This is a genomic window from Haloarchaeobius baliensis (assembly GCF_052060055.1).
GTDB lineage: Archaea > Halobacteriota > Halobacteria > Halobacteriales > Natrialbaceae > Haloarchaeobius > Haloarchaeobius baliensis.
Genome location: NZ_JBPPFR010000002.1, coordinates 1012679 through 1030676, shown reverse-complemented (window position 1 = coordinate 1030676; position 17998 = coordinate 1012679). Strand labels below are relative to the sequence as shown.

Below are 17998 nucleotides of genomic sequence, written 5' to 3'. Positions count from 1 at the left end.
CAGACGTCCACATCTCGCGCCTCCACGCCCTCGTGCGACGCGCGTGCTGTGCCGGTCGTTCCGGTCAACCAACACGTTCAGTCTCCGACGGCGGCGATGCGCGTACGAGACAGGTCTGTCGATGAACTGACCAGAGTCCCGGGAGGGCGCGGCGAGACTCCGGCGAGCGAGACCGACGTGGTAGGCCCGATACGCGGTCGGACGTGCTCGCTCCGCCCTCCCCGGGCATGGTGGGGTTCGAACCACGGTCGGACGTGCTCGCTCCGCTGCGCGCGACCTCCCTGATTCGAACCCACCGCCCGCTGCCGTCACTCGCGTTCGCTCGTGACAGGCAGCGGGCGTGGTGGGATTCGAACCCACGATCTGAAGGTTAGGAACCGTCCGCCCTATCCACTAGGCCACACGCCCTCGATATCTCGTCCGCGAAAAAAGCCGGTTACTTCGAGTCGGATTCGGTCTCCGTCTCGGTCTCGGACTCGGTGTCGATCGGGTCCGGCTCGACCGTCGCGTCCGAGCTGGTGGTGCTGGAACTGCTGGAGCTGCTGGAGCTGCTGTCGACCTTGGCTCCATCGCGGATCTCTTCGAGTTCCTGTTCGACCTCTTCTCGCCCCTTCTGGAATTCGCCCATCGCCTCACCGGTGGAACGTGCGATCTTCGGAATCTTGTTGGCTCCGAAGAGGAGCACGACCACGAGGAAGATGAGCACGACTTCGGGAGCGCCCAGTCCGCCGACGAACAGCGGTGTGGTTGCAAGTGCCATCTCTACGCGATGCTTGCCCGCTGGTAATTATAACCTTTTTGCTCGACCCATGTGTGAAACTGACGTGGAGTCGGTAACCGAACGCCCCTTTTCGGTCCGTTCCCAAGCGCCCTCGATGGTAGACGAAGGCGACGAGGCACCCGATTTCACGGCACCGATGGCAAGCGGCGGCGTCGAACAGGTCACGCTCTCCGAACAGACGCCCCCCGTCGTGCTCGCGTTCTTCCCCGGTGCGTTCACGAGCGTCTGCACGGACGAACTGTGTGCGTTCCGGGACCGGCTCGCGAACTTCGAGGACGTCGGCGCGACCGTCCTGGGCGTGTCGGTCGACCTGCCGTTCGCACTCGACGAGTTCCGCGACCAGAACGACCTCTCGTTCGGGCTGGTGAGCGACTCCGACCGCGAGATAATCGACGCGTACGACGTCCGGATGGACTTCGCGAACCTCGGCGTCCCGGGCGTCGCCAAGCGTTTGGTGTTGGTCGTCGACGGCGACGGAACGGTCGCCTACCGCTGGATCAGCGACGACCCCGGCGTCGAACCGGACTACGATGCGGTCCGCGAGGCGGCCGCTGCAGCCGCGTCCGACCCTGTCGAGGCGGCCGACGACTGAGCGCACCCGTCTGCTTTTGTACTCGGGGAGTCGAGTGCAACGGTATGAGTGACACCCAGGACAACCAGTCTGCGGGCCGTATCTACCGCCCCGGCGAGCCCCACGCCTTCCCCGACGACCGGCTGAACGACGTGCTCGACTTCGTGGAGAACGACCCGGAGATCACGACCTACCTCGAGGCACAGAACGTCAACGCCGTCGACCGGAAGGGGTACAACGACCACGGCTCGAAGCACATCTCCATCGTGCGCCACCGCGCACTCTGTCTCTACGACCTGCTGAAGCAGTCGGGCATCGAGTTCAACGGGGCCAGCCAGCAGGGGCTCGAGGAGGCCGACGAGCCGGTCATCATCGCGCTCGCGGCGACGCTGCACGACATCGGCCACGTCGTCCACCGCGACTCGCACTCCTACTACTCCATCCCGCTGGCGTCGGACGAACTCGACCGCATCCTGCCCGAGTTCTACACGAAGCCGGACGCGGTCCGCGTGAAGGGGGAGGTGCTGCACGCGATCCTCTGTCACCACACCGCGGAGAAACCGTTGACCCGGGAGGCAGGGGTCGTCCGCATCGCCGACGCGCTCGACATGGAGCGTGGCCGTTCGCGCATCCCGTACAAGAAGGGCGGGCGCGGCATCGATACGCTCTCGAGCCAGGCGATCCGGAACGTCTCGCTCCAGATCGGTGACGAGTACCCCGTCCTCGTCGAGATCGAGATGACGAGCGCGGCCGGCGTCTACCAGGTCGACAACCTGCTGAAGGCGAAGCTCCGCGACTCCATGCTCGAGGACCAGATCCGCATCGTCGCCGTGCAGGCCGACGAGACCGACGAGCTTGTCGAGCGCATCGAGCTCTGAGGCGGCGCGACGATCAGGTGACCCGAGCTCGGCGAGCGCGACGTTCTTGTACACCCCTCCGTTAGTGCCGGTATGACACGCGACGACGACCGCGAGTGGCCCGACCCGCCGGGCGTCGGCGAGGACCGAAGCCGCGACCGGGGGCGCCTCCGGTTCCGGCTCGCCAGCTCGGCTGTCGTGGCGGCCGTGCTCGTCGTCGTCTTCTGGGGCTACATCACGGGCTTCCTGCTCGAAGCGCTCTGGCCGCCACAGGAACCGCTGACCCGCTGGGCGACGCTCGTCCTGCTGCAGGTCGGCGGCTTCCTGATCCTCCCGCTGCTCGTGGGTGGACTCGTGGGCGACGCGCTCTACGACAGGCTGCACTGATGAACCGAAACTGACCGAAAGGAAAAGCCGAACCCAAGCCCGCTACCGCCTCAGCCGAGGATGTAGCGCAGCGCCGGGTACTTCTCGATGATCGGTTCGCCACCGAGCTCGTACCGCTCGATGTAGGTGTCCAGGCCGAGGATGCGGCCCGCACCGAACGCCGCGATGGCCAGGAACACGAGCATGTAGGCGAAGTCGCCGTTGATGATGCCGTGTTCGATGCTCCAGTTCCCGAAGTAGAACATGAGCATCATGAGCGCGCCGAAGAACGCCGCGAGGCGGACCAGCGCACCGACGATGAGCCCGAGACCGATGAGGAGCTCACCCCACGGGACGGCGATGTTCACGAAGTCCATGAACAACGGCGAGCCAGCCATGGCCGCGAACATCCCCTCGAGCGGGTTGCCGTTCGCCGCCGCGACGTTCTCGAGGTAGCCGTTCGCCGTCCACCCGCCGGCTGCGACCTTGTCCCAGCCGGCGTGGAGGAACGCGTACCCCATCATCAGCCGGAGCGCGAGGACGAACCACGCACTGAGGCTGTGTGCCTTGCCCTTGACGGTGATGCCACCGAGTTTGCTCTCGAACGTGTTCGCTCCGGCCGATAGTTGATTGGTTGCCATTGTTCTTTCCTCCTACACTCATACAGATGTCCGGACAGGACGTATATACAGGCTGTAGTTCCCGATTCACGAGAACGAGAGACGGGGGCGACTTCGACCCGAAATCGTGCGCACATGGTAGCACGACCCTATCGTGGAATGGAACGTCTTTTACCCGCGCACGAGAGACCACTGAGGTTGCCATGAACGTCACGCAGGTCGTCCTCGCCACGCTCACCGGATTCACGGTCGGTGCGCTGTTCAAGTTCGTCGAGATTCCCATCCCCGCCCCGCCGAACCTCGCGGGCGTGATGGGTATCGTGGGTATCTTCCTCGGGTTCCGGGTGATGGGCGAACTCGGGCTGACGGTCGACGATCTGGTCACCGCACTCGGGCTGTGAGGTCGGTACGGAAGAGCCAACGTGTCTGTTCCGGAGTGATTACTTCCCGCCAGGACGTACGCCGACGTATGTCCAACAGCAGACCACTGCCCATGCCCTGGGCGAGGCTCCTCGTGGCCGTCCTCGTCTTCCTGCTGGTCATCTGGGCGATGTTCTTCTTCCCGACTCCAGAGGGGACGGGCGTCATTCCGTAGCCGACGCTCCACGCGTGCGGTCGACAGCAGGGGTACCGGATCGGAGAATCGCCAGTCAGACCGCAGACCGAACGGCCCTCAGTAGGACCGTTCCTTCGGCTCGTACGTCTTGTTCTCGCCCTCCAGGATGGTCGGACGGTAGAAGATTGTCGGGTCGCCGTCGTTCCAGCCGACGAGGGTGTGCTTCAGCCACTCGTCGTCCTTGCGCTCCTGGTGTTCCGCGCGCCAGTGCGCGCCGCGGAACTCCGTGCGGACGAGCGCGCCGAGCGTGATGGTCTCGGCGACGTCGATGAGGTTGCGCGTCTCGATGGTCATCTGGAGGTCCGTGTTGAACGTCCGCGACGGGTCGTCGACGTAGACGTCCTGGTAGGCCTCGCGGATCTCCCGGATGTCGCGCAGGGCCTGCTTCAGGCCCTCCTCCTCGCGGAAGACGTTGACGTTCTTCGTCATCGTCTTCTGGAGGTCCTCGCGGATCTGGGAGTGCTGGACGCCCTCGTCCTTCTCCATCAGCGTGGAGACACGTTCGCGCTGGGCCTCGACCTCCCGCTCGACGACCGCGTCGGCGTCTGCGGTGACCGCGCCGCCGTCGGCCGCCACACCCGAGGACCCGGTGTCCATACCGACCTCGCCGGGCTGGTACGGCAGTTCGGTCTCGTCGTACTCGATGTCGCCGCGCTCGCCCGTCTCGATCTGGGCCTCGCCGAGGTCGCCACCGGCGGCGTGCGTGCCGGCTCGCGCGCCGAAGACGATGAGTTCGGGCAGGGCGTTGCCGCCGAGGCGGTTCGCACCGTGGACCGAGACGCAGGCCGTCTCGCCCGCGGCGTACAGCCCGTCGATGCAGGTCAGCCCGTTCTCGTCGGTCTCGATGCCGCCCATCTCGTAGTGCTGGCCGGGCTTGACCGGCATCGGCTCCTTGAGCCCGTCGACGCCCTCGAAGTCCTCCGCGAGGTGGAGGATGTTCTCCAGGCGGTCGACGATGCGCTCCTCGCCGAGGTGGCGCATGTCGAGCATGACGTACTCGTCCTCGAAGCCGCGGCCCTCGTTGACCTCTGTCAGCTCCGCGCGCGAGACCACGTCACGCGAGGCGAGCTCGCCGTCGTTGTTCGCGTAGCCGTGCTCGAACATGAACCGCTCGCCGTCGGCGTTGTAGAGGATACCACCCTCGCCGCGGACGCCCTCGGAGATGAGGACGCCGGTGCTCGGCAGCGTCGTCGGGTGGAACTGGACGAACTCCATGTCCTCCATCGGGACGCCGGCGCGGTAGGCCATCGCGTAGCCGTCGCCGGTGCAGGCGACCGCGTTCGTCGTGTGGTCGAACGCCTGCCCGGGGCCGCCGGTCGCGAGGATGACCCCGTCGTTCGCCTTGAAGCCGGCTATCTCGCCGGACTGCACGTCGTAGGCGACGATGCCGTGACAGGAGCGCTCCTCGGGCGTCTCCTCGTCGGTGACGGCGAGGTCCATCACGTACCACTCGTCGTACACCTGGATGCCCCGCTTGACGACCTGCTCGTACATCGTGTGCAGCAGGTGGTGCCCCGTCTCCGCGCCGGCGTAGGTGGTGCGCGGGAACGAGAGCCCGCCGAACGGTCGCTGGGAGACGCGGCCGTCCTCCTCGCGGGAGAACGGCATCCCCCAGTGCTCGATCTGGAAGACCTCCTCGGGGGCGTCCTGTGCCAGCGTCTCGATTGCGGGGGCGTCGCCGAGGTAGTCCGACCCCTTCATCGTGTCGTAGGCGTGCAGTTCCCAGTCGTCGCCGTCCCGCAGGGCCGCGTTGATGCCACCCTCTGCAGCGCCTGTGTGGCTGCGAACGGGGTGGAGTTTCGTGACGATAGCCACGTCCGCTCCTTCTTCCTGGGCCGCGATGGCGGCGCGGAGTCCCGCGCCACCGCCACCGACCACGATGACGTCGTGTTCGTACATTGTTGATTACCAGAACTTGAGGTTGTTCTTGACCGCCTCGCGCTTGAGCTCCTGGATGTGCTCGGTGAGCGGGATGTCCTTCGGGCAGACCTCGGTGCAGGAGAACTGGGTCTGACAGCGCCAGACGCCGTGTTCCTGCTCGAGGATGCGGAGTCGGTGCTCCTTCAGCTCCGCCTCGTCCTCTCGCTCGTCCATGTAGAACCGGTAGGCCTTGTTGATGGCCGCCGGCCCGAGGTACTCGTTGTCGCCCGCGGCGATGTTGCACGAGGACATGCAGGCACCGCACCAGATGCAGCGCGTGGACATCTTGATCTTCTCCCTGTTCTCGCGGCTCTGCCGCTGCTCCTCTTTGGGTACGTCCTCCGACTGGAAGTACGGCTCGACCGCGTGCATCTGGTCGTAGAAGTGCTCCATGTCGACGACGAGGTCCTTCACCACGTCCTGGTGCGGGAGCGGCTCGATGCGTACCGGCTCGGACAGCTCCGAGAGCTGCGTCTTGCAGCAGAGGCGCTGGCGGCCGTTGACGAACATCGCGTCGGAGCCACAGACCGCCTGGCGACACGAGTGCCGGAACGTCAGCGACGAGTCGTAGTGGTCACGCGCGTACATCAGCGCGTCGAGGACCGTCATCCCCTTCTTGTACGGGACGTAGAAGTCGTCGAAGCGGGGCTCCTGCTTGTCCTCGACCTCGGGGTCGTACCGGAACACCTTGAGGTGGACCGACTCGTCGGCCGCCCGGAGCTCGTCCTCCGCCTTCTTCTGGGCGTCGCGGTACTCCCGCTTGGCTGCCTTCTCGGCCATCCGGCGGTCCTGCGCGGACTCGCCGGCCGGTTCCGTCTCGGTCTCAGCTTCGGTCTCGGATTCGGGGACTTGCGTACTCATGCTAGAAACCCGTTCATGTACAGCGCGACTCGCGTACCCTGTGCGACGAGCAGCAGGCCGGCGAGCCCCAGGATGGCCTTGACGGCCGTCTTGGGCGTGCCGGAGATGCCCTGGTTGACCAGCGCGTTGTAGACGCCGTTGACGCCGTGGAACGTCGCCGTCACGAGGAACAGCCACATCGTCGCGAAGTAGCCGACGTCCTGCATCCGCGTCTGCGTGCCCATGAGCGTGATCTCGAACACGTGGTGGTAGAAGTGGAGCAGGAAGAAGTGGAACGCCAGCACGACGACGAGGAACGCCGCCGTCACGCGCTGGAGCAGCCACATGCGTCCGCCGCGTTCGAAGGAGGTGGGTGCGCCTGCCGACATCTCAGGCACCCCCGATTCCCGCCATGAACGTCGGGACGCTCGCGACGACGATTGCGCCGGTCAGCACGAGCGACGCGTAGAACGTCTTGTCCTGCGACTCGAGCCCGATGCCCAGGTCGACCAGCAGCAGGCGGATGCCGTTCAGGATGTGGAAGACGGCGACCGCGAGCAGTCCGACCTCGAGCAGTCGGACGACGAACGTGCTCTCGAGCAGTGTCAGCGTGCTCGAGTAGACGTCGGTGCCTGCGCTGAGTTCGCTGGCCGATGCGTTCTGACTCGCCGAGATGGCGGTGCTCAGGACGGCGATGTGGGTGAACAGGTACCCGATGAGAACCCATCCCGTGAACTTGTGGAATATCCACGCCCACATACCGGCCGAGAACTCCTTCCACCGACTGAAGTCCTCGACGAGCCCGCGATTGTAAGACTGGCTCATACTCTCTGTCGGGTGGTTGGACCGTGGGGGTATAGAAGTTACTTCTTTCGCGGCCGCCTGCCGGTAGTTGCGTCGGTTCCGGGCTGTACTGGGATATCAGGAACGGCCCGCCGGCGGTGACTGCTCGCGCTCGACCGCACGCAGAGTCTTCTGGTCGAGCTCGACGAGGTGACACAGGGGGTTGCCGGGGTAGACAACCGGGTTCTCCAGGACGCCGACGAGGACGCCGGTGAACGGCGCCTCGATGACCGTGTGGTCGGTCTTGAACGGGCTGGTGATGGTGCAGATGCGGTCGCCCTCGTGGACGAGCGAGCCGCAGCCGTAGTGCATGTCGACCATCCCACCCGCGTCGGCGCGGAGCCAGGTCTTCTCGTCGCTCTCCTCGATGACGGTGCGCCAGCCGGGCCAGTGGACCGCCTCGGTGTCGAGCATCCCGTACTCCGCGAGGACGCTCAACACGCCGCCGAGCGCGTCGTCGATGAACTCGCGCTGGAACCGGTGTGCCTCGCCCATCTCGACGGTGATGGTGGGGACGCCGGCCTCGGTGGCCTCGCGTCGGAGCGAGCCGCTCGGGCCCTCGCTGCCGATGATGACGTTCGACGCGAACGCGTGGGCGACGCGGTTCGCGCCCTTGTGACCGGTGTCTGCGCGCACGTGGAGCATGTTCGTCCGGCCCCGCGTCGAGGTGTGGAGGTCGATGCCGAAGTCGCAGGGTTCGACGAAGTTCGTGAAGATGCGATGCGCCATCCGCTTCGCGCTCGTCGACTCCTCGTGCCCCGGGAACGACCGGTTCAGGTCGCGGTCGTAGATGGGAAGGTAGCGCTGCTGCGCGAGGAATCCAGGAACGTTGAGCACCGGCATGCAGACGAGACAGCCGTGGAGGTCGTCGAGCGGCCACTCGTGGGCGACCTCCCGGACCACCTCGATGCCGTTGAGCTCGTCGCCGTGGGCCGCCGCGGAGAGGAAGCCCGTCGGGCCGGAGTGCTCGCCGTTGATGATGGTGACCGGGATGCGGACCGGGTCGCCGAGATACGTCTCGCTGATGCCGTACCTGATGTTCGCGGTCTCACCGGGGTCGACGCGCCCCCCGTTGTAGGTGAAGGGCTCGTTATCCCCCGTCGGGACCGTCTCCGATGCCATACCTCACCTGGGACGCTCACGGGTAAAGAGTGTGTGCGTCCGTCCTCGTCACCGTCACGCCGGGAGAATCGTCGGGTGTGGGACTGCTACGTCGAAAACTATGGGGGAGGGAGTTCGTGTCGCCGCGAAAGTGGACGAACGACCACTCGGTCTGCTCACTGGCGGAGTATTATGTCAGTTCCCGCCCAAGGGGCAGGTATGCAGATCCGGGACGCAACCGCCGACGACTTCGAGGCGCTCAGAGCGGTCGCCGCGGCGTCGCTCCACGACTCCTACCACCACATGCTCGACCCGAAGACCATCGACGTGGCGCTGGAGGAGTGGTACGCGGCCGACCTGCTCGCCCAGCAGCTCGAGGACGACGAGGCCGTCCTCCTCGTCGCCGAGGACGACGCCGGTATCGTCGCCTTCTCCCAGAGCGAGATCGTGGGGAGGACGCCGGCAGACGGTCGCATCCTCTGGCTCCACGTCCACCCGGACCACCGGGGCCACGGCTACGGGTCGCGGCTGCTGACCAAGACGAAGGAGGCACTGGTCGAGCACGGCGCACAGCAGATATCGGGGGCGGTACTGGACGGGAACCGTCACGGCAACGAGTTCTACGAGGCTCACGGCTTCGACCGGGCCGGCGACCGGACCGTCACCGTCGCCGACGAGACGCTGACCGAGAACATCTTCGTCGGGACCGAGGAGGAGCACGTCGAGTGGGAGGCGCTCGACGAGGTCACCATCGGGAACGAGACTGCCTACGTGAACTACGCGGAGGCCCACCGCGGCACGGAGGGGCAGTTCTACGAGGCGTACGTCGACCCGGACCGCGAGCGCCGGTACGGCCTGTTCTGTGGCGCCTGCAACTCCTTCGACACGGCGATGGGGCCGATGGAGGAGGTCGTCTGCAACAGCTGCGGGAACCGCCGGAAGGCGACCCGCTGGGACGCGGCCTACCTCTGACGCCCGTATCCTCCGTGTGTGACCGGCACAGGGCTGCTCGGAACTGGCAACGTTTTTGATGTGGGGTCGAGTGAATCCGCTATGGGTACATCTTCTCCTGTGACCGTGGGGGTTCTCAGTCTCCACAGCAGCAAGGAATCGAAGGCGATCTGCAACGCGATCGAGGAACTCGGACACGACCCCGAGTGGCTCCGTTCGGAGAACACCTCGGTACGAGTCGGACCGGCTGGCGCCACCCTCGAGCCCGACGTCGACGTGGTCGCGAACCGGATGCTCCTCTCGAACACCGAACAGCCGTGCGAGGAGCTCGGCCTGGCGAACACGCTCGCGACGCTGCGACCGATGCTGAACGAGCCGTCGGCGACGCTCCGGGCGACACACAAGATCGCGAGCGCCGCGGCACTCGCGGACAACGATATACAGGTCCCCGAGGCGCTGATGGCGCTCGATACGGACGAGCTGAACGCCCATCGCGACGAGTTCGGCGAGGAGGCGGTGTACAAGACCGCCATCGGGACCCACGGGGGCGGGACCTGGAAGGTCGGGCAGGGCGACCCGGTCAACGCGAAGGTCGGGAACCGCTACGCGTTCCTCCAGAAGCTCATCGAGCGCGACGGCGAGCGCCACCGCGACATCCGCGTCTACGTCGTCGGCGACAAGGTCGTCGGCGCGATGTACCGCTACGCACCCGATAACGACTGGCGGACGAACGTCGCCCTGGGCGGCGACGTGCAGGACGCCACCGACGACCTCCCCACGGAGGTCAAGACGATCGCGAAGCAGTCAGCCTCGGTCGTCGGCCTGGACTACGCTGGCGTGGACATCGTCGAGGGCGACGACGGCTGGTTCGTGCTCGAGGTGAACCCGACGGCCGGCTTCAAGGGGTTGTACAAGGCGACCGACCGCTCGCCGGCACCGTACATCGCGAAGCTCGCCATCGAGCGGGCGGGCGGCGAGGTCGACGACGAGCGCGTCCGCGAGCTCTCCGCGACGCTCGACGACTCGATGCCGGCGTGTGCCCCCGTCAAGTCGACGTCGACGAGCGAGAAACCGGTCGTCGTCGGCTACACCGAGGAGGTCATCGTCTCCGGGACCTCGGGGTCGAAGACGGTCATCGCGAAGTCCGACACGGGCGCGACGCGGACCAGCATCGACACCCGGCTGGCGGCCGACGTGGGCGCAGGCCCGATCAAGTCCGTGATGCGCGTCAAGTCCGGCAGCCTGAAGCAGGGCAAGTCCCGTCCCGTCGTCGACCTCGTGGTCGGCGTCGGCGGTCAGCAGCACACCGTCACCGCGAGCGTCGAGGACCGCTCGCACATGGACTACCCCATCCTCCTCGGTCGCGACATCCTTGGGAACTACCAGGTCGACGTGTCGAAGCGCGTCGACGCCGGTAGCGACAGCGAGGACCGCGAGGAAGAGGAGGAGACGCTGGAGTAGCTACCGGTCGAGTTCCTCACCCGCGAGCCAGCGGCCGAGTAGTTCTTCTCCGCGCACCTGTGCGACACCGGTCACGGTGACGGCGACCGCGAGCGCGGCGGCGATGCCGAGTCCCGGGCCGGCCGCGGCCGGGCCGACGCCGACCGCGAGAAGGGCGGTGGCGCCGAGTCCGGTCAGCCCCATCGCGAGGGAGTACCGTCCCCAGGGCCGCGTGTCCGTCTCGTCGTCTGCCCTGGTCTCGACGTCGAGATAGGCGGCCAGGCCGTCGCAGTCGTCGCCGAGCCGGAGGGCACCCTGCGAGGAGTCGTACTCGACGAGGTCGAGCTCGTGCAGCTTGGGCAGGTGGGTCTGATGGAGGGCGATGTACACCCGTTTCCGCTCGTCCGAGGTCACCTGCTCGACGGGTTTGTCGGTCTCGAGTGCGGCGATGTGACGGGCGACCTCCCCCTTCGTGCTCTGGCCGTCGTCCTGCCGCAACAGGTAGCGGAGCGTCTCCCGTCGGCGGTCGTTGGAGAGCGCCTCGAACAGCTCTCCCTTCGACGGTCCTCCCCCCGCTGGTGGGCGGTTCGAATCGGTCGGAGTGGTCTCTGTCGTGGTTCGCATGGTTCCCCATTCCCTGACAGGTGGGAATGACATGTCTCGGTGAAGGAGCCTCACCACTTAATACTGCGGATTGACCCCTCGATGGTGTATCATTAATCAGGATTGTGTATTCGGTTGCTTGAGGACTCTATAGGCCAGAAACACCATCGGAAACTGATACAACCAATATATCCGCGAACGTATGCATCCACCGGTCGCTCCACGAGCGGGTCAGACGATGGCGCCGACGAGCCAGAGGACCGTCATGCCGACCGCGATGGTCGCGAGCACGTTCTCGGTCCGCCAGGCGACGCCGGCTGCGACGACCGCCGCGACCACCTTTCCGGGTTCGGCGACGAGCGACAGGCTGCTGTCGAGCGAGACGACCGCGGGCACCACGAGCGCGGCGAGCACCGCCGCCGGGACCAGTTCGAGGGTCCGCTCCGCGCGGGCCGGGATGTCGTCGACCCGGCCGAACAGCAGGATGAACGAGAGCCGAAGCCCGAGCGTGATGAGGCCGACCGCGAGCACGATGGCCCACAGCGTCGTCGCGTCGTAGCTCATGGCTCTGCCTCCGTCTCGTCGGCCGGTTCCTCGTCCGGCCAGTCGGTGAACGTGTCGACGAGCACCCCGACGGTCAGGCCGAGCAACGCGGCGACGACGAGCCCGATGTCGAGCGGGAGCGCGGCCGCCGGGATGGCCACGCCGCCGGCGATCACGCCGACGAGCCCGCTGAGCCGGTCCTTCAGCGACGGGACGAGCAGCGCGAGGAACGTCAGCGGCACGGCGAACTCGAGCGAGAGCCCGGGCGGGACGCTGCCACCGACGACGACCCCCACGGCCGTCGAGAGGACCCAGACCCCCCACAGGGCGAACGCCGCGCCGAGGTAGTACCAGCGCCGACGGCGCATCGCCGGATCGTCGTCGCTGAACTCGGTGACGGCGACGGCGTAGGACTGGTCGGTCAGCGCGTACGCCGAGAGCCACTTCCACGGCCGCGAGAAGTCCCGGAAGTACGGCGCGATGGACGCACTGTACATCAGGTACCGCAGGTTGACGACGGCCGCCGTCGCGACGACGACCGCGACGGGGGCGCCGTCGCCGACGAGCTCGATGAGCGCGAGCTGGGACGCGCCGGCGAAGACGACCACCGACATGGCGACGGTCTGTAGCCCGCCGAACCCCGCGTCGAGCGCGCTGATGCCGGTGATGAGCCCGAACGGGACGACTCCCAGCATGAAGGGCCCGATGTCCCGGGCCCCCTCGACCGCGTCGGTCCGTGCGCTCACTCCGGGGTCACCTCGGCCACACGACTGTCGCCTGTCATCGTCGGGGGCACGCAATCGAGACCAATAGGTGGTTCGCTCGCGGGCACCTTCGCCGTCTCCTACCACCGGTTCGGCTGGTACCGGGGAGCCGGTGGCCGACTACAGGCCGCGGCCCTCGACGACGGCGAGGAGCACCGCGGTGCCGGAGTGGGATGTCTCGTCGAAGGTCTCGACGCGAACGCGGACCCGCTCGTCGACGAGGTCGGCCGGGTCGTCGACGCCCGACACGGCGAGGCGCGAATCGCCGATGCGGAGGACCGCATCGCCGTCCTGTACCCCGCTGACGAACGCCGTCACCTCCTCGCCCTGACTGAACGAGGGGGTGCTGGTCCGGAAGCCGATACCGGCGAACACCGAAGAGAGGGAGCTCATACGCGCTCCACCTCCGCTGACTGGCGGTCGTGGACGTACTCGCGACCGTAGCCCGTCCACGCCGCGAAGACGAACACCCCCACGAGGAACCAGCCGTGGAAGACGTACGGCCAGACGGTGACGGGGTTGACGACCATCGACTCGGTGAACCAGGGGATGCTGTCGCTCAGACTCGTCATCGCTCCGTAGCCCGCGAGCAGACCCCCGCCCCAGGGGAAGATGTAGCCGAGGGCCGAGGTGTTCGCGTCGAGGATGTTGGCGCGCCGGTAGCCGTTCAGGTTGAAGCGGCCACCCAGCCGTGCGATGTACGGTGCGATGGCGATCTCTGCGGCGGTGTTGATCGTGATCATACCGTTGACCAGCGCCGTCCCCAGCACCATCGTCAGCTCCGTGCGGCGGACCGTCGTCGCGACGGAGCCGATGAGGAAGTCGAGGATGGCCTCGAAGCCGCCCCCGCGGATCATGATCTCCGCGGCGGCGACGATGAGCAGCGTCAGGACGATGAGCGGGAAGAAGCCGACCGCACCGTCGTACAGTGCCCCGCCCACGGCGACGGGCTCGTCGGGGCCGGCGATGCGGACGATGGGCAGCCACGTGAACTCGGAGGCGAGGCTCGTCTCGGCGGGCGCGACGAACACGACGATGTCGGCCAGCGTGGAGAGCCCGAGCGTCAGGTTCGCCACGATGGCGGTCAGCAGCCCCCACGTGATGGCCTCGACGATGTGGCGACCCCTGATGGCCGTCACGATGACGACGCCCATCGACACCAGGTGGACGAGGCCCGCGGCGTTCGCCTGGTCTGCGAGGCTCGTCCCCGCACCGGTGACCTCGATGCCGGACATCGACAGGCCGGCGAGGACGTACGCCGCGAACGCGAAGACGGCCGCGACGAGCGCGTACTTCAGCCGCGAGGAGACGACGCCCCCGATGTCGGCGTCCTGGGTCACCGCGCTCACGATGGTCGTGTCAGAGACCGGCGCGAGGTTGTCACCGAACACCGCCCCGGAGAGGATGGCGGCGAACAGCAGCGTCGGATTGGCCCCGAGCAGGATACCGGCGGGGAACACGACGGTGGTGAACGTGATGGCCGTCCCGTAGCCGGTCCCGATACCGGTCGCGAGCAGGGCGGCCAGTACGAACGTCAGCGCCGGGAAGAGGTCGCCCGCGACGCCGGTGACGTCTGCGGCCCAGACGAGGCCGTTCACGAACTGACCCGCCCGGAGCACGTTCGCGAACATGCCGGCCCAGAGCCAGGCGACGACGGCGGTCGCGGCCACGCGCTGGGTCATCCCGTCGAAGATCGTGTCCGCGTAGTCCTTCCACGAGCCCTTGACGAGGAACAGTCCGGCGATGAGGCCGGCGAGCATCCCGACGACGAGTCCCTGCGTGTCGCCGACACCGAGGACGCCGCTCTGGAAGATGGCCCAGGCGACGAACACGGTGAGTGGGAGTGCGCTCGTGGCACGCCCACCGTAGAACTCCAGGTCGGGCGGGTCCGATGCATCGGCGGGTTCGGTCGTCTCCGTCTCTACCATCGGGAAGGCGGTGCATCCCACACTCGATAAAACCGCACGAAACCGGCCGATACTTTCCGGTTCGCTGTTGTGTGAACATGTGCCAACGCGCAGGTTGGCACCGTTGGCTGGGTAGCGCGTCCGTATCCGCTCGTCCCGCGGGCAGGGAACGATTGCCGCCCTGGCGTCCTCTCTTCCTGTGGACGGATGTGAGCGCTAATTTTACGGATGCAGTGGCGAGAACTGGCTGTGTTCGGAGACGGGCGTGAACGGATGTCGGGTTTGCACCGGTCGCTCTCCAGGACCCGGTCAGTCCACGGTCCGCCAGAGGTACAGCGACGCGTACGAGCGGTACGGACGCCATCGCTCGGCGGTCTCGACCATCTCGCCGCGGGTCAGCTCGTCACCGTAGAGCGCCGTCATCCCGTTGCGGATGCCGAGGTCCTCGACCGGGAACACGTCGGGGCGCGCGAGACTGAACATGAGCTGCATCTTGGCCGTCCAGACGCCGATGCCCGTGATTTCGGTGAGTTCGTCGACGACCTCCTCGTCGGACAAGGCCTCGAAGGAAGCCGTCGTGTAGTCGTGTTCCTCGAAGGCCTCGGCGACGTTCCGGACGTACCCGACCTTCTGGCCGGACAGGCCCGCATCCCTGAGGGTGGCCTCGTCGGCGGCGAGGATGGCTCCCGGTGCGATCTCGACCGCGTCGTACAGCCGCTCCCGGATGGCGGTCGCTGCAGACGTCGAGACCTGCTGGCTGACGATGGAGCGGACCAGTCGCTCGAACAGGTCCTCGGCAGGCTCCAGCTCCACTGCACCGTGCTCCTCGACGACCGGCCCGAGTTCGGGGTCGGTTCGAAGGTGGTCGAACGCGTCCTGGCTCATCGTCCGATGGCAGGACCCCCAGCGGGATAAGCCATTCACCCGCCCCAAAAGAACTAAGTCCCCAGCGCGAGAATATGTAAGTAGGAAGTAAACTTAATCTATTTGGAAACTCTTATGGAGTAGCGGTAGCTATCCTCTCTCCCGGCAGACACGCACGAAGCAGCCGGATTCGACGAGCCCGAGTACTGCCCCACAGAGTGACAACCACGGAAACATCCAGAACCAGACACTACGATGACAGAGACACACCAGCCGACCATCGACTGGGACGAGTACTGGCGGACGGCCGACGCGGACGATCACGAGAGCGCGACACCGAGCGCGCACCACGTCAGGGAGGCACTCGCCGATCTCGTCGCTGAGACCGACGGTCTCGACTCCTTCGCGGACGTCGGCTGCGGCCCGGGCGTCGTCACGTTCGACGTCGCGGAACGATACCCCGACGCGGACGTCGTCGGTTACGACGCCGCCGAAGCGATCCTCGACGAGAACCGCGAGCGCGCAGCCGACGACGGCCTCGACAACGTGCGCTTCGAGCGCGCGGTCCTCCCAGAGTTCGACCCCGACCGACAGTACGACCTCGTCCTGTGCTACGGGACTCTCGCGTACGTCACCGAGACCGAGCAGGCACTCCAGAACCTCTACGACGCGGTCGCCCCCGACGGCCACCTCGTGCTCGGCTACGTGAACGAGTTCGGCGCGGCGCAGTTCCGCGCCCAGCACGCCGACCTTCAGGACAGCGACGACCCCCGACGCGACCCCGACGAGTACGCCGAGCGCTTCGGGCTCGTCATGGCCGAGGAGAGCACGCTCTCGTTCGACGTCGTCAGGAACGCGCTCGGGACCTGGCCCCACAGCATCTGGGAGATCGCCGCAAAACCCGAGAAGCGGTGGGCCTGGGGCCACGTGCCGCTGGTCTACGTGCCGAAACCGGAGGCGACTGTGCAATGAGGAACGAGCAACGACCCTGCTGACGCGACCCTTCACCGAAGGAGAGCGCACACGAGCCTTCACAGAAATCAGACCGAACGTCCGCACGAGCGAAGCGAGTGCGGTTCCCCGGGCGCGAACGCAGTGAGCACCCGGCCGTTTTCATCCATGTTTTTGCCGCGAGGGTTCGAGCGCAGCGAGAACCCGAGCGGGAAAAAGATGGTCGCTTAGTAACCCTTACCGAGCAGCTCGCGGGCGATGATGTTCTTCTGGATCTCGGTGGTGCCCTCGTAGATCTGGGTGATCTTCGCGTCGCGGTAGAAGCGCTCGACGGGGAAGTCGTTGACGTAGCCGGCGCCGCCGTGGATCTGGACGGCCTCGTTGGCGACGTCGACGGCGACGCGGGAGGCGTACTCCTTGGCCATGGAGGCGAGCTTGGTGATGTCCTCGCCCTGGTCGACGTTCCAGGCGGCCTTGTAGGTCAGCATGCGGGCGGCCTCGGTACGGGTGTGCATGTCGGCGAGCTTGTGCTGGATGGCCTGGAAGTCCGAGATGGGCCGGTCGAACTGCTCGCGCTCCTGGGCGTAGGAGAGTGCGGCCTCGTTCGCGCCCTTGGCGATGCCGACGCCCTGTGCGGCGACAGCGGTGCGGGTCTCGTCGAAGAACTGCATCTGCTGGAGGAAGCCCATGCCGCGGGTACCGATGAGGTTCTCCTCGGGAACGCGCACGTCGTTGAGGATGAGTTCGGCGGTGTCCGACGAGCGGATGCCGAGTTTGCCGGTGATCTTCTCGGCCTCGAAGCCGTCGCGGTCGGACTCGACGACGATCTGGCTGAAGCCGTTGTAGCGGCCCTCGGCGTCGGGGTCGGTCTGGCAGAGGACGACGTAGTAGTCGCCGATGGAGCCGTTCGTGATCCACATCTTGTTGCCGTTGATGACCCACTCGTCGCCGTCCTTCTCGGCCTGCGTGCTCACGGAGGAGACGTCGGAGCCGGTGTCGGGCTCGGAGATGGCCGCGCCCATGATGGCGTCACCGGTCGGGATGGGCTCGAGGAAGCGCTCCTTCTGGTCCTCGGTCCCGAACTCCATGATGGCGTCCGCACCGAAGGAGGCGGATGTCAGGCAGAGACCGATGCCGGGGTCGACGGCGAACAGCTCCTCGGTGATGAGTGCCGATTCGAGGTTGCCGTAGTCGGCGCCGCCGTAGTCGAACGGGATGTGGGCGCCGAGCAGGCCGGCGTCGGCGGCCTTCTCCATGATCTCCCAGGGGTACTTCTCCTCGACGTCGTACTCCTGTGCGACCGGCTTGATCTCGTTCTCCGCGAAGCGGGCGACTTCCTCCTTGATCTGTTTCTGCTCGTCGGACAGCGCGAAATCCATAGTAAACCATTAACGCATTGTTCGTTAAAAAGGTATGTACCCGGTTCTAAACTGGCAAGAAGTTTCTGTGTTCGCTAAGGG

General features: G+C 66.5%; 22 protein-coding genes and 1 tRNA gene. 8 read left to right on the top strand and 15 right to left on the bottom strand.

Annotated features, from left to right (window positions below):
• Positions 1 to 335 precede the first annotated feature (335 nt).
• Together ACSG06_RS16110 and tatA are read right to left on the bottom strand one after the other, a co-directional pair.
• A tRNA-Arg gene (locus tag ACSG06_RS16110) sits at positions 336 to 408 on the bottom strand.
• A 28-nt stretch (positions 409 to 436) separates the two neighbouring features.
• Positions 437 to 760 carry a twin-arginine translocase TatA/TatE family subunit gene (gene tatA, locus ACSG06_RS16105; RefSeq protein WP_440991295.1) on the bottom strand — a complete coding sequence of 108 codons (324 nt, stop codon included), beginning with the start codon at positions 758 to 760 and terminating at the stop codon, positions 437 to 439.
• Positions 761 to 875: 115 nt separating this feature from the next.
• On the opposite strand from tatA, the gene ACSG06_RS16100 reads away from it, so the two are divergent.
• The 3 genes from ACSG06_RS16100 to ACSG06_RS16090 all read left to right on the top strand — a co-directional run bounded on the left by ACSG06_RS16100 (position 876) and on the right by ACSG06_RS16090 (position 2596).
• Positions 876 to 1373 (top strand): redoxin domain-containing protein, encoded by a 498-nt coding sequence (locus ACSG06_RS16100; protein WP_440991294.1) that lies wholly within the window; start codon positions 876 to 878, stop codon positions 1371 to 1373.
• A 44-nt stretch (positions 1374 to 1417) separates the two neighbouring features.
• Positions 1418 to 2230, top strand: a complete 813-nt coding sequence (locus ACSG06_RS16095; protein ID WP_440991293.1) for an HD domain-containing protein — start codon at positions 1418 to 1420, stop codon at positions 2228 to 2230.
• Positions 2231 to 2302: 72 nt separating this feature from the next.
• Complete coding sequence (locus tag ACSG06_RS16090) at positions 2303 to 2596, top strand: hypothetical protein (RefSeq protein ID WP_440991292.1); 294 nt, start codon at positions 2303 to 2305, stop codon at positions 2594 to 2596.
• A 50-nt stretch (positions 2597 to 2646) separates the two neighbouring features.
• Here the strand turns inward: ACSG06_RS16090 and ACSG06_RS16085 are convergent, their stop codons facing one another.
• Entirely contained in the window at positions 2647 to 3216 is a 570-nt protein-coding gene (locus tag ACSG06_RS16085; RefSeq protein WP_440991291.1) for a DoxX family protein, read from the bottom strand.
• Positions 3217 to 3398: 182 nt separating this feature from the next.
• On the opposite strand from ACSG06_RS16085, the gene ACSG06_RS16080 reads away from it, so the two are divergent.
• Together ACSG06_RS16080 and ACSG06_RS16075 are read left to right on the top strand one after the other, a co-directional pair.
• The gene (locus tag ACSG06_RS16080; RefSeq protein ID WP_440991290.1) at positions 3399 to 3596 is read left to right on the top strand and encodes a XapX domain-containing protein; all 198 of its coding nucleotides are present in this window, start codon (positions 3399 to 3401) and stop codon (positions 3594 to 3596) included.
• 68 nt (positions 3597 to 3664) lie between these two features.
• Positions 3665 to 3790: a hypothetical protein gene (locus ACSG06_RS16075; protein ID WP_440991289.1), complete on the top strand. Its 126-nt coding sequence runs from the start codon at positions 3665 to 3667 to the stop codon at positions 3788 to 3790.
• A 78-nt stretch (positions 3791 to 3868) separates the two neighbouring features.
• Here ACSG06_RS16075 and ACSG06_RS16070 read toward each other — a convergent pair whose 3' ends face one another.
• From ACSG06_RS16070 to ACSG06_RS16050, 5 genes are all read right to left on the bottom strand, one after another.
• Complete coding sequence (locus ACSG06_RS16070; RefSeq protein ID WP_440991288.1) at positions 3869 to 5710, bottom strand: FAD-binding protein; 1842 nt, start codon at positions 5708 to 5710, stop codon at positions 3869 to 3871.
• Positions 5711 to 5716: 6 nt separating this feature from the next.
• Complete coding sequence (locus ACSG06_RS16065; protein ID WP_440991287.1) at positions 5717 to 6592, bottom strand: succinate dehydrogenase/fumarate reductase iron-sulfur subunit; 876 nt, start codon at positions 6590 to 6592, stop codon at positions 5717 to 5719.
• On the bottom strand, positions 6589 to 6960 hold the full coding sequence (locus ACSG06_RS16060; protein WP_440991286.1) for a succinate dehydrogenase/fumarate reductase transmembrane subunit: 372 nt from the start codon (positions 6958 to 6960) through the stop codon (positions 6589 to 6591). Before ACSG06_RS16060 ends, ACSG06_RS16065 begins: the two co-directional genes overlap by 4 nt.
• A 1-nt stretch (position 6961) precedes the next feature.
• Positions 6962 to 7396, bottom strand: a complete 435-nt coding sequence (gene sdhC / locus ACSG06_RS16055) for a succinate dehydrogenase, cytochrome b556 subunit (protein WP_440991285.1) — start codon at positions 7394 to 7396, stop codon at positions 6962 to 6964.
• 96 nt (positions 7397 to 7492) lie between these two features.
• The gene (locus ACSG06_RS16050) at positions 7493 to 8536 is read right to left on the bottom strand and encodes a succinylglutamate desuccinylase/aspartoacylase family protein (RefSeq protein ID WP_440991284.1); all 1044 of its coding nucleotides are present in this window, start codon (positions 8534 to 8536) and stop codon (positions 7493 to 7495) included.
• Between the two features lie 198 nt (positions 8537 to 8734).
• On the opposite strand from ACSG06_RS16050, the gene ACSG06_RS16045 reads away from it, so the two are divergent.
• Positions 8735 to 9487, top strand: coding sequence for a GNAT family N-acetyltransferase (locus ACSG06_RS16045; protein WP_440991283.1), 753 nt, complete (start codon positions 8735 to 8737; stop codon positions 9485 to 9487).
• Between the two features lie 81 nt (positions 9488 to 9568).
• Positions 9569 to 10927 carry a RimK family alpha-L-glutamate ligase gene (locus ACSG06_RS16040; RefSeq protein ID WP_440991282.1) on the top strand — a complete coding sequence of 453 codons (1359 nt, stop codon included), beginning with the start codon at positions 9569 to 9571 and terminating at the stop codon, positions 10925 to 10927.
• On the opposite strand, the gene ACSG06_RS16035 is transcribed toward ACSG06_RS16040, so the two are convergent.
• The 6 genes from ACSG06_RS16035 to ACSG06_RS16010 form a co-directional block, all read right to left on the bottom strand.
• The gene (locus tag ACSG06_RS16035) at positions 10928 to 11530 is read right to left on the bottom strand and encodes a DUF7344 domain-containing protein (protein ID WP_440991281.1); all 603 of its coding nucleotides are present in this window, start codon (positions 11528 to 11530) and stop codon (positions 10928 to 10930) included. It abuts the gene before it with no gap.
• A gap of 210 nt (positions 11531 to 11740) precedes the next feature.
• Positions 11741 to 12073 carry an AzlD domain-containing protein gene (locus ACSG06_RS16030; protein WP_440991280.1) on the bottom strand — a complete coding sequence of 111 codons (333 nt, stop codon included), beginning with the start codon at positions 12071 to 12073 and terminating at the stop codon, positions 11741 to 11743.
• On the bottom strand, positions 12070 to 12747 hold the full coding sequence (locus ACSG06_RS16025; RefSeq protein WP_440991443.1) for an AzlC family ABC transporter permease: 678 nt from the start codon (positions 12745 to 12747) through the stop codon (positions 12070 to 12072). Before ACSG06_RS16025 ends, ACSG06_RS16030 begins: the two co-directional genes overlap by 4 nt.
• A gap of 189 nt (positions 12748 to 12936) precedes the next feature.
• Entirely contained in the window at positions 12937 to 13209 is a 273-nt protein-coding gene (locus ACSG06_RS16020; RefSeq protein ID WP_440991279.1) for a DUF7513 family protein, read from the bottom strand.
• A complete protein-coding gene (locus tag ACSG06_RS16015) occupies positions 13206 to 14744 on the bottom strand; it encodes a Na+/H+ antiporter NhaC family protein (RefSeq protein WP_440991278.1) in 1539 nt (512 codons plus the stop codon). The genes ACSG06_RS16020 and ACSG06_RS16015 overlap by 4 nt, the downstream gene beginning before the upstream one ends.
• Positions 14745 to 15032: 288 nt before the next feature.
• Positions 15033 to 15608, bottom strand: a complete 576-nt coding sequence (locus ACSG06_RS16010) for a DNA-3-methyladenine glycosylase family protein (RefSeq protein WP_440991277.1) — start codon at positions 15606 to 15608, stop codon at positions 15033 to 15035.
• A 234-nt stretch (positions 15609 to 15842) separates the two neighbouring features.
• Between ACSG06_RS16010 and ACSG06_RS16005 the strand changes: the two genes are divergently transcribed.
• Positions 15843 to 16559, top strand: a complete 717-nt coding sequence (locus tag ACSG06_RS16005; protein ID WP_440991276.1) for a class I SAM-dependent methyltransferase — start codon at positions 15843 to 15845, stop codon at positions 16557 to 16559.
• Positions 16560 to 16765: 206 nt separating this feature from the next.
• On the opposite strand, the gene ACSG06_RS16000 is transcribed toward ACSG06_RS16005, so the two are convergent.
• Positions 16766 to 17917: an acyl-CoA dehydrogenase family protein gene (locus ACSG06_RS16000; RefSeq protein ID WP_440991275.1), complete on the bottom strand. Its 1152-nt coding sequence runs from the start codon at positions 17915 to 17917 to the stop codon at positions 16766 to 16768.
• Between the last annotated feature and the right edge of the window lie 81 nt (positions 17918 to 17998).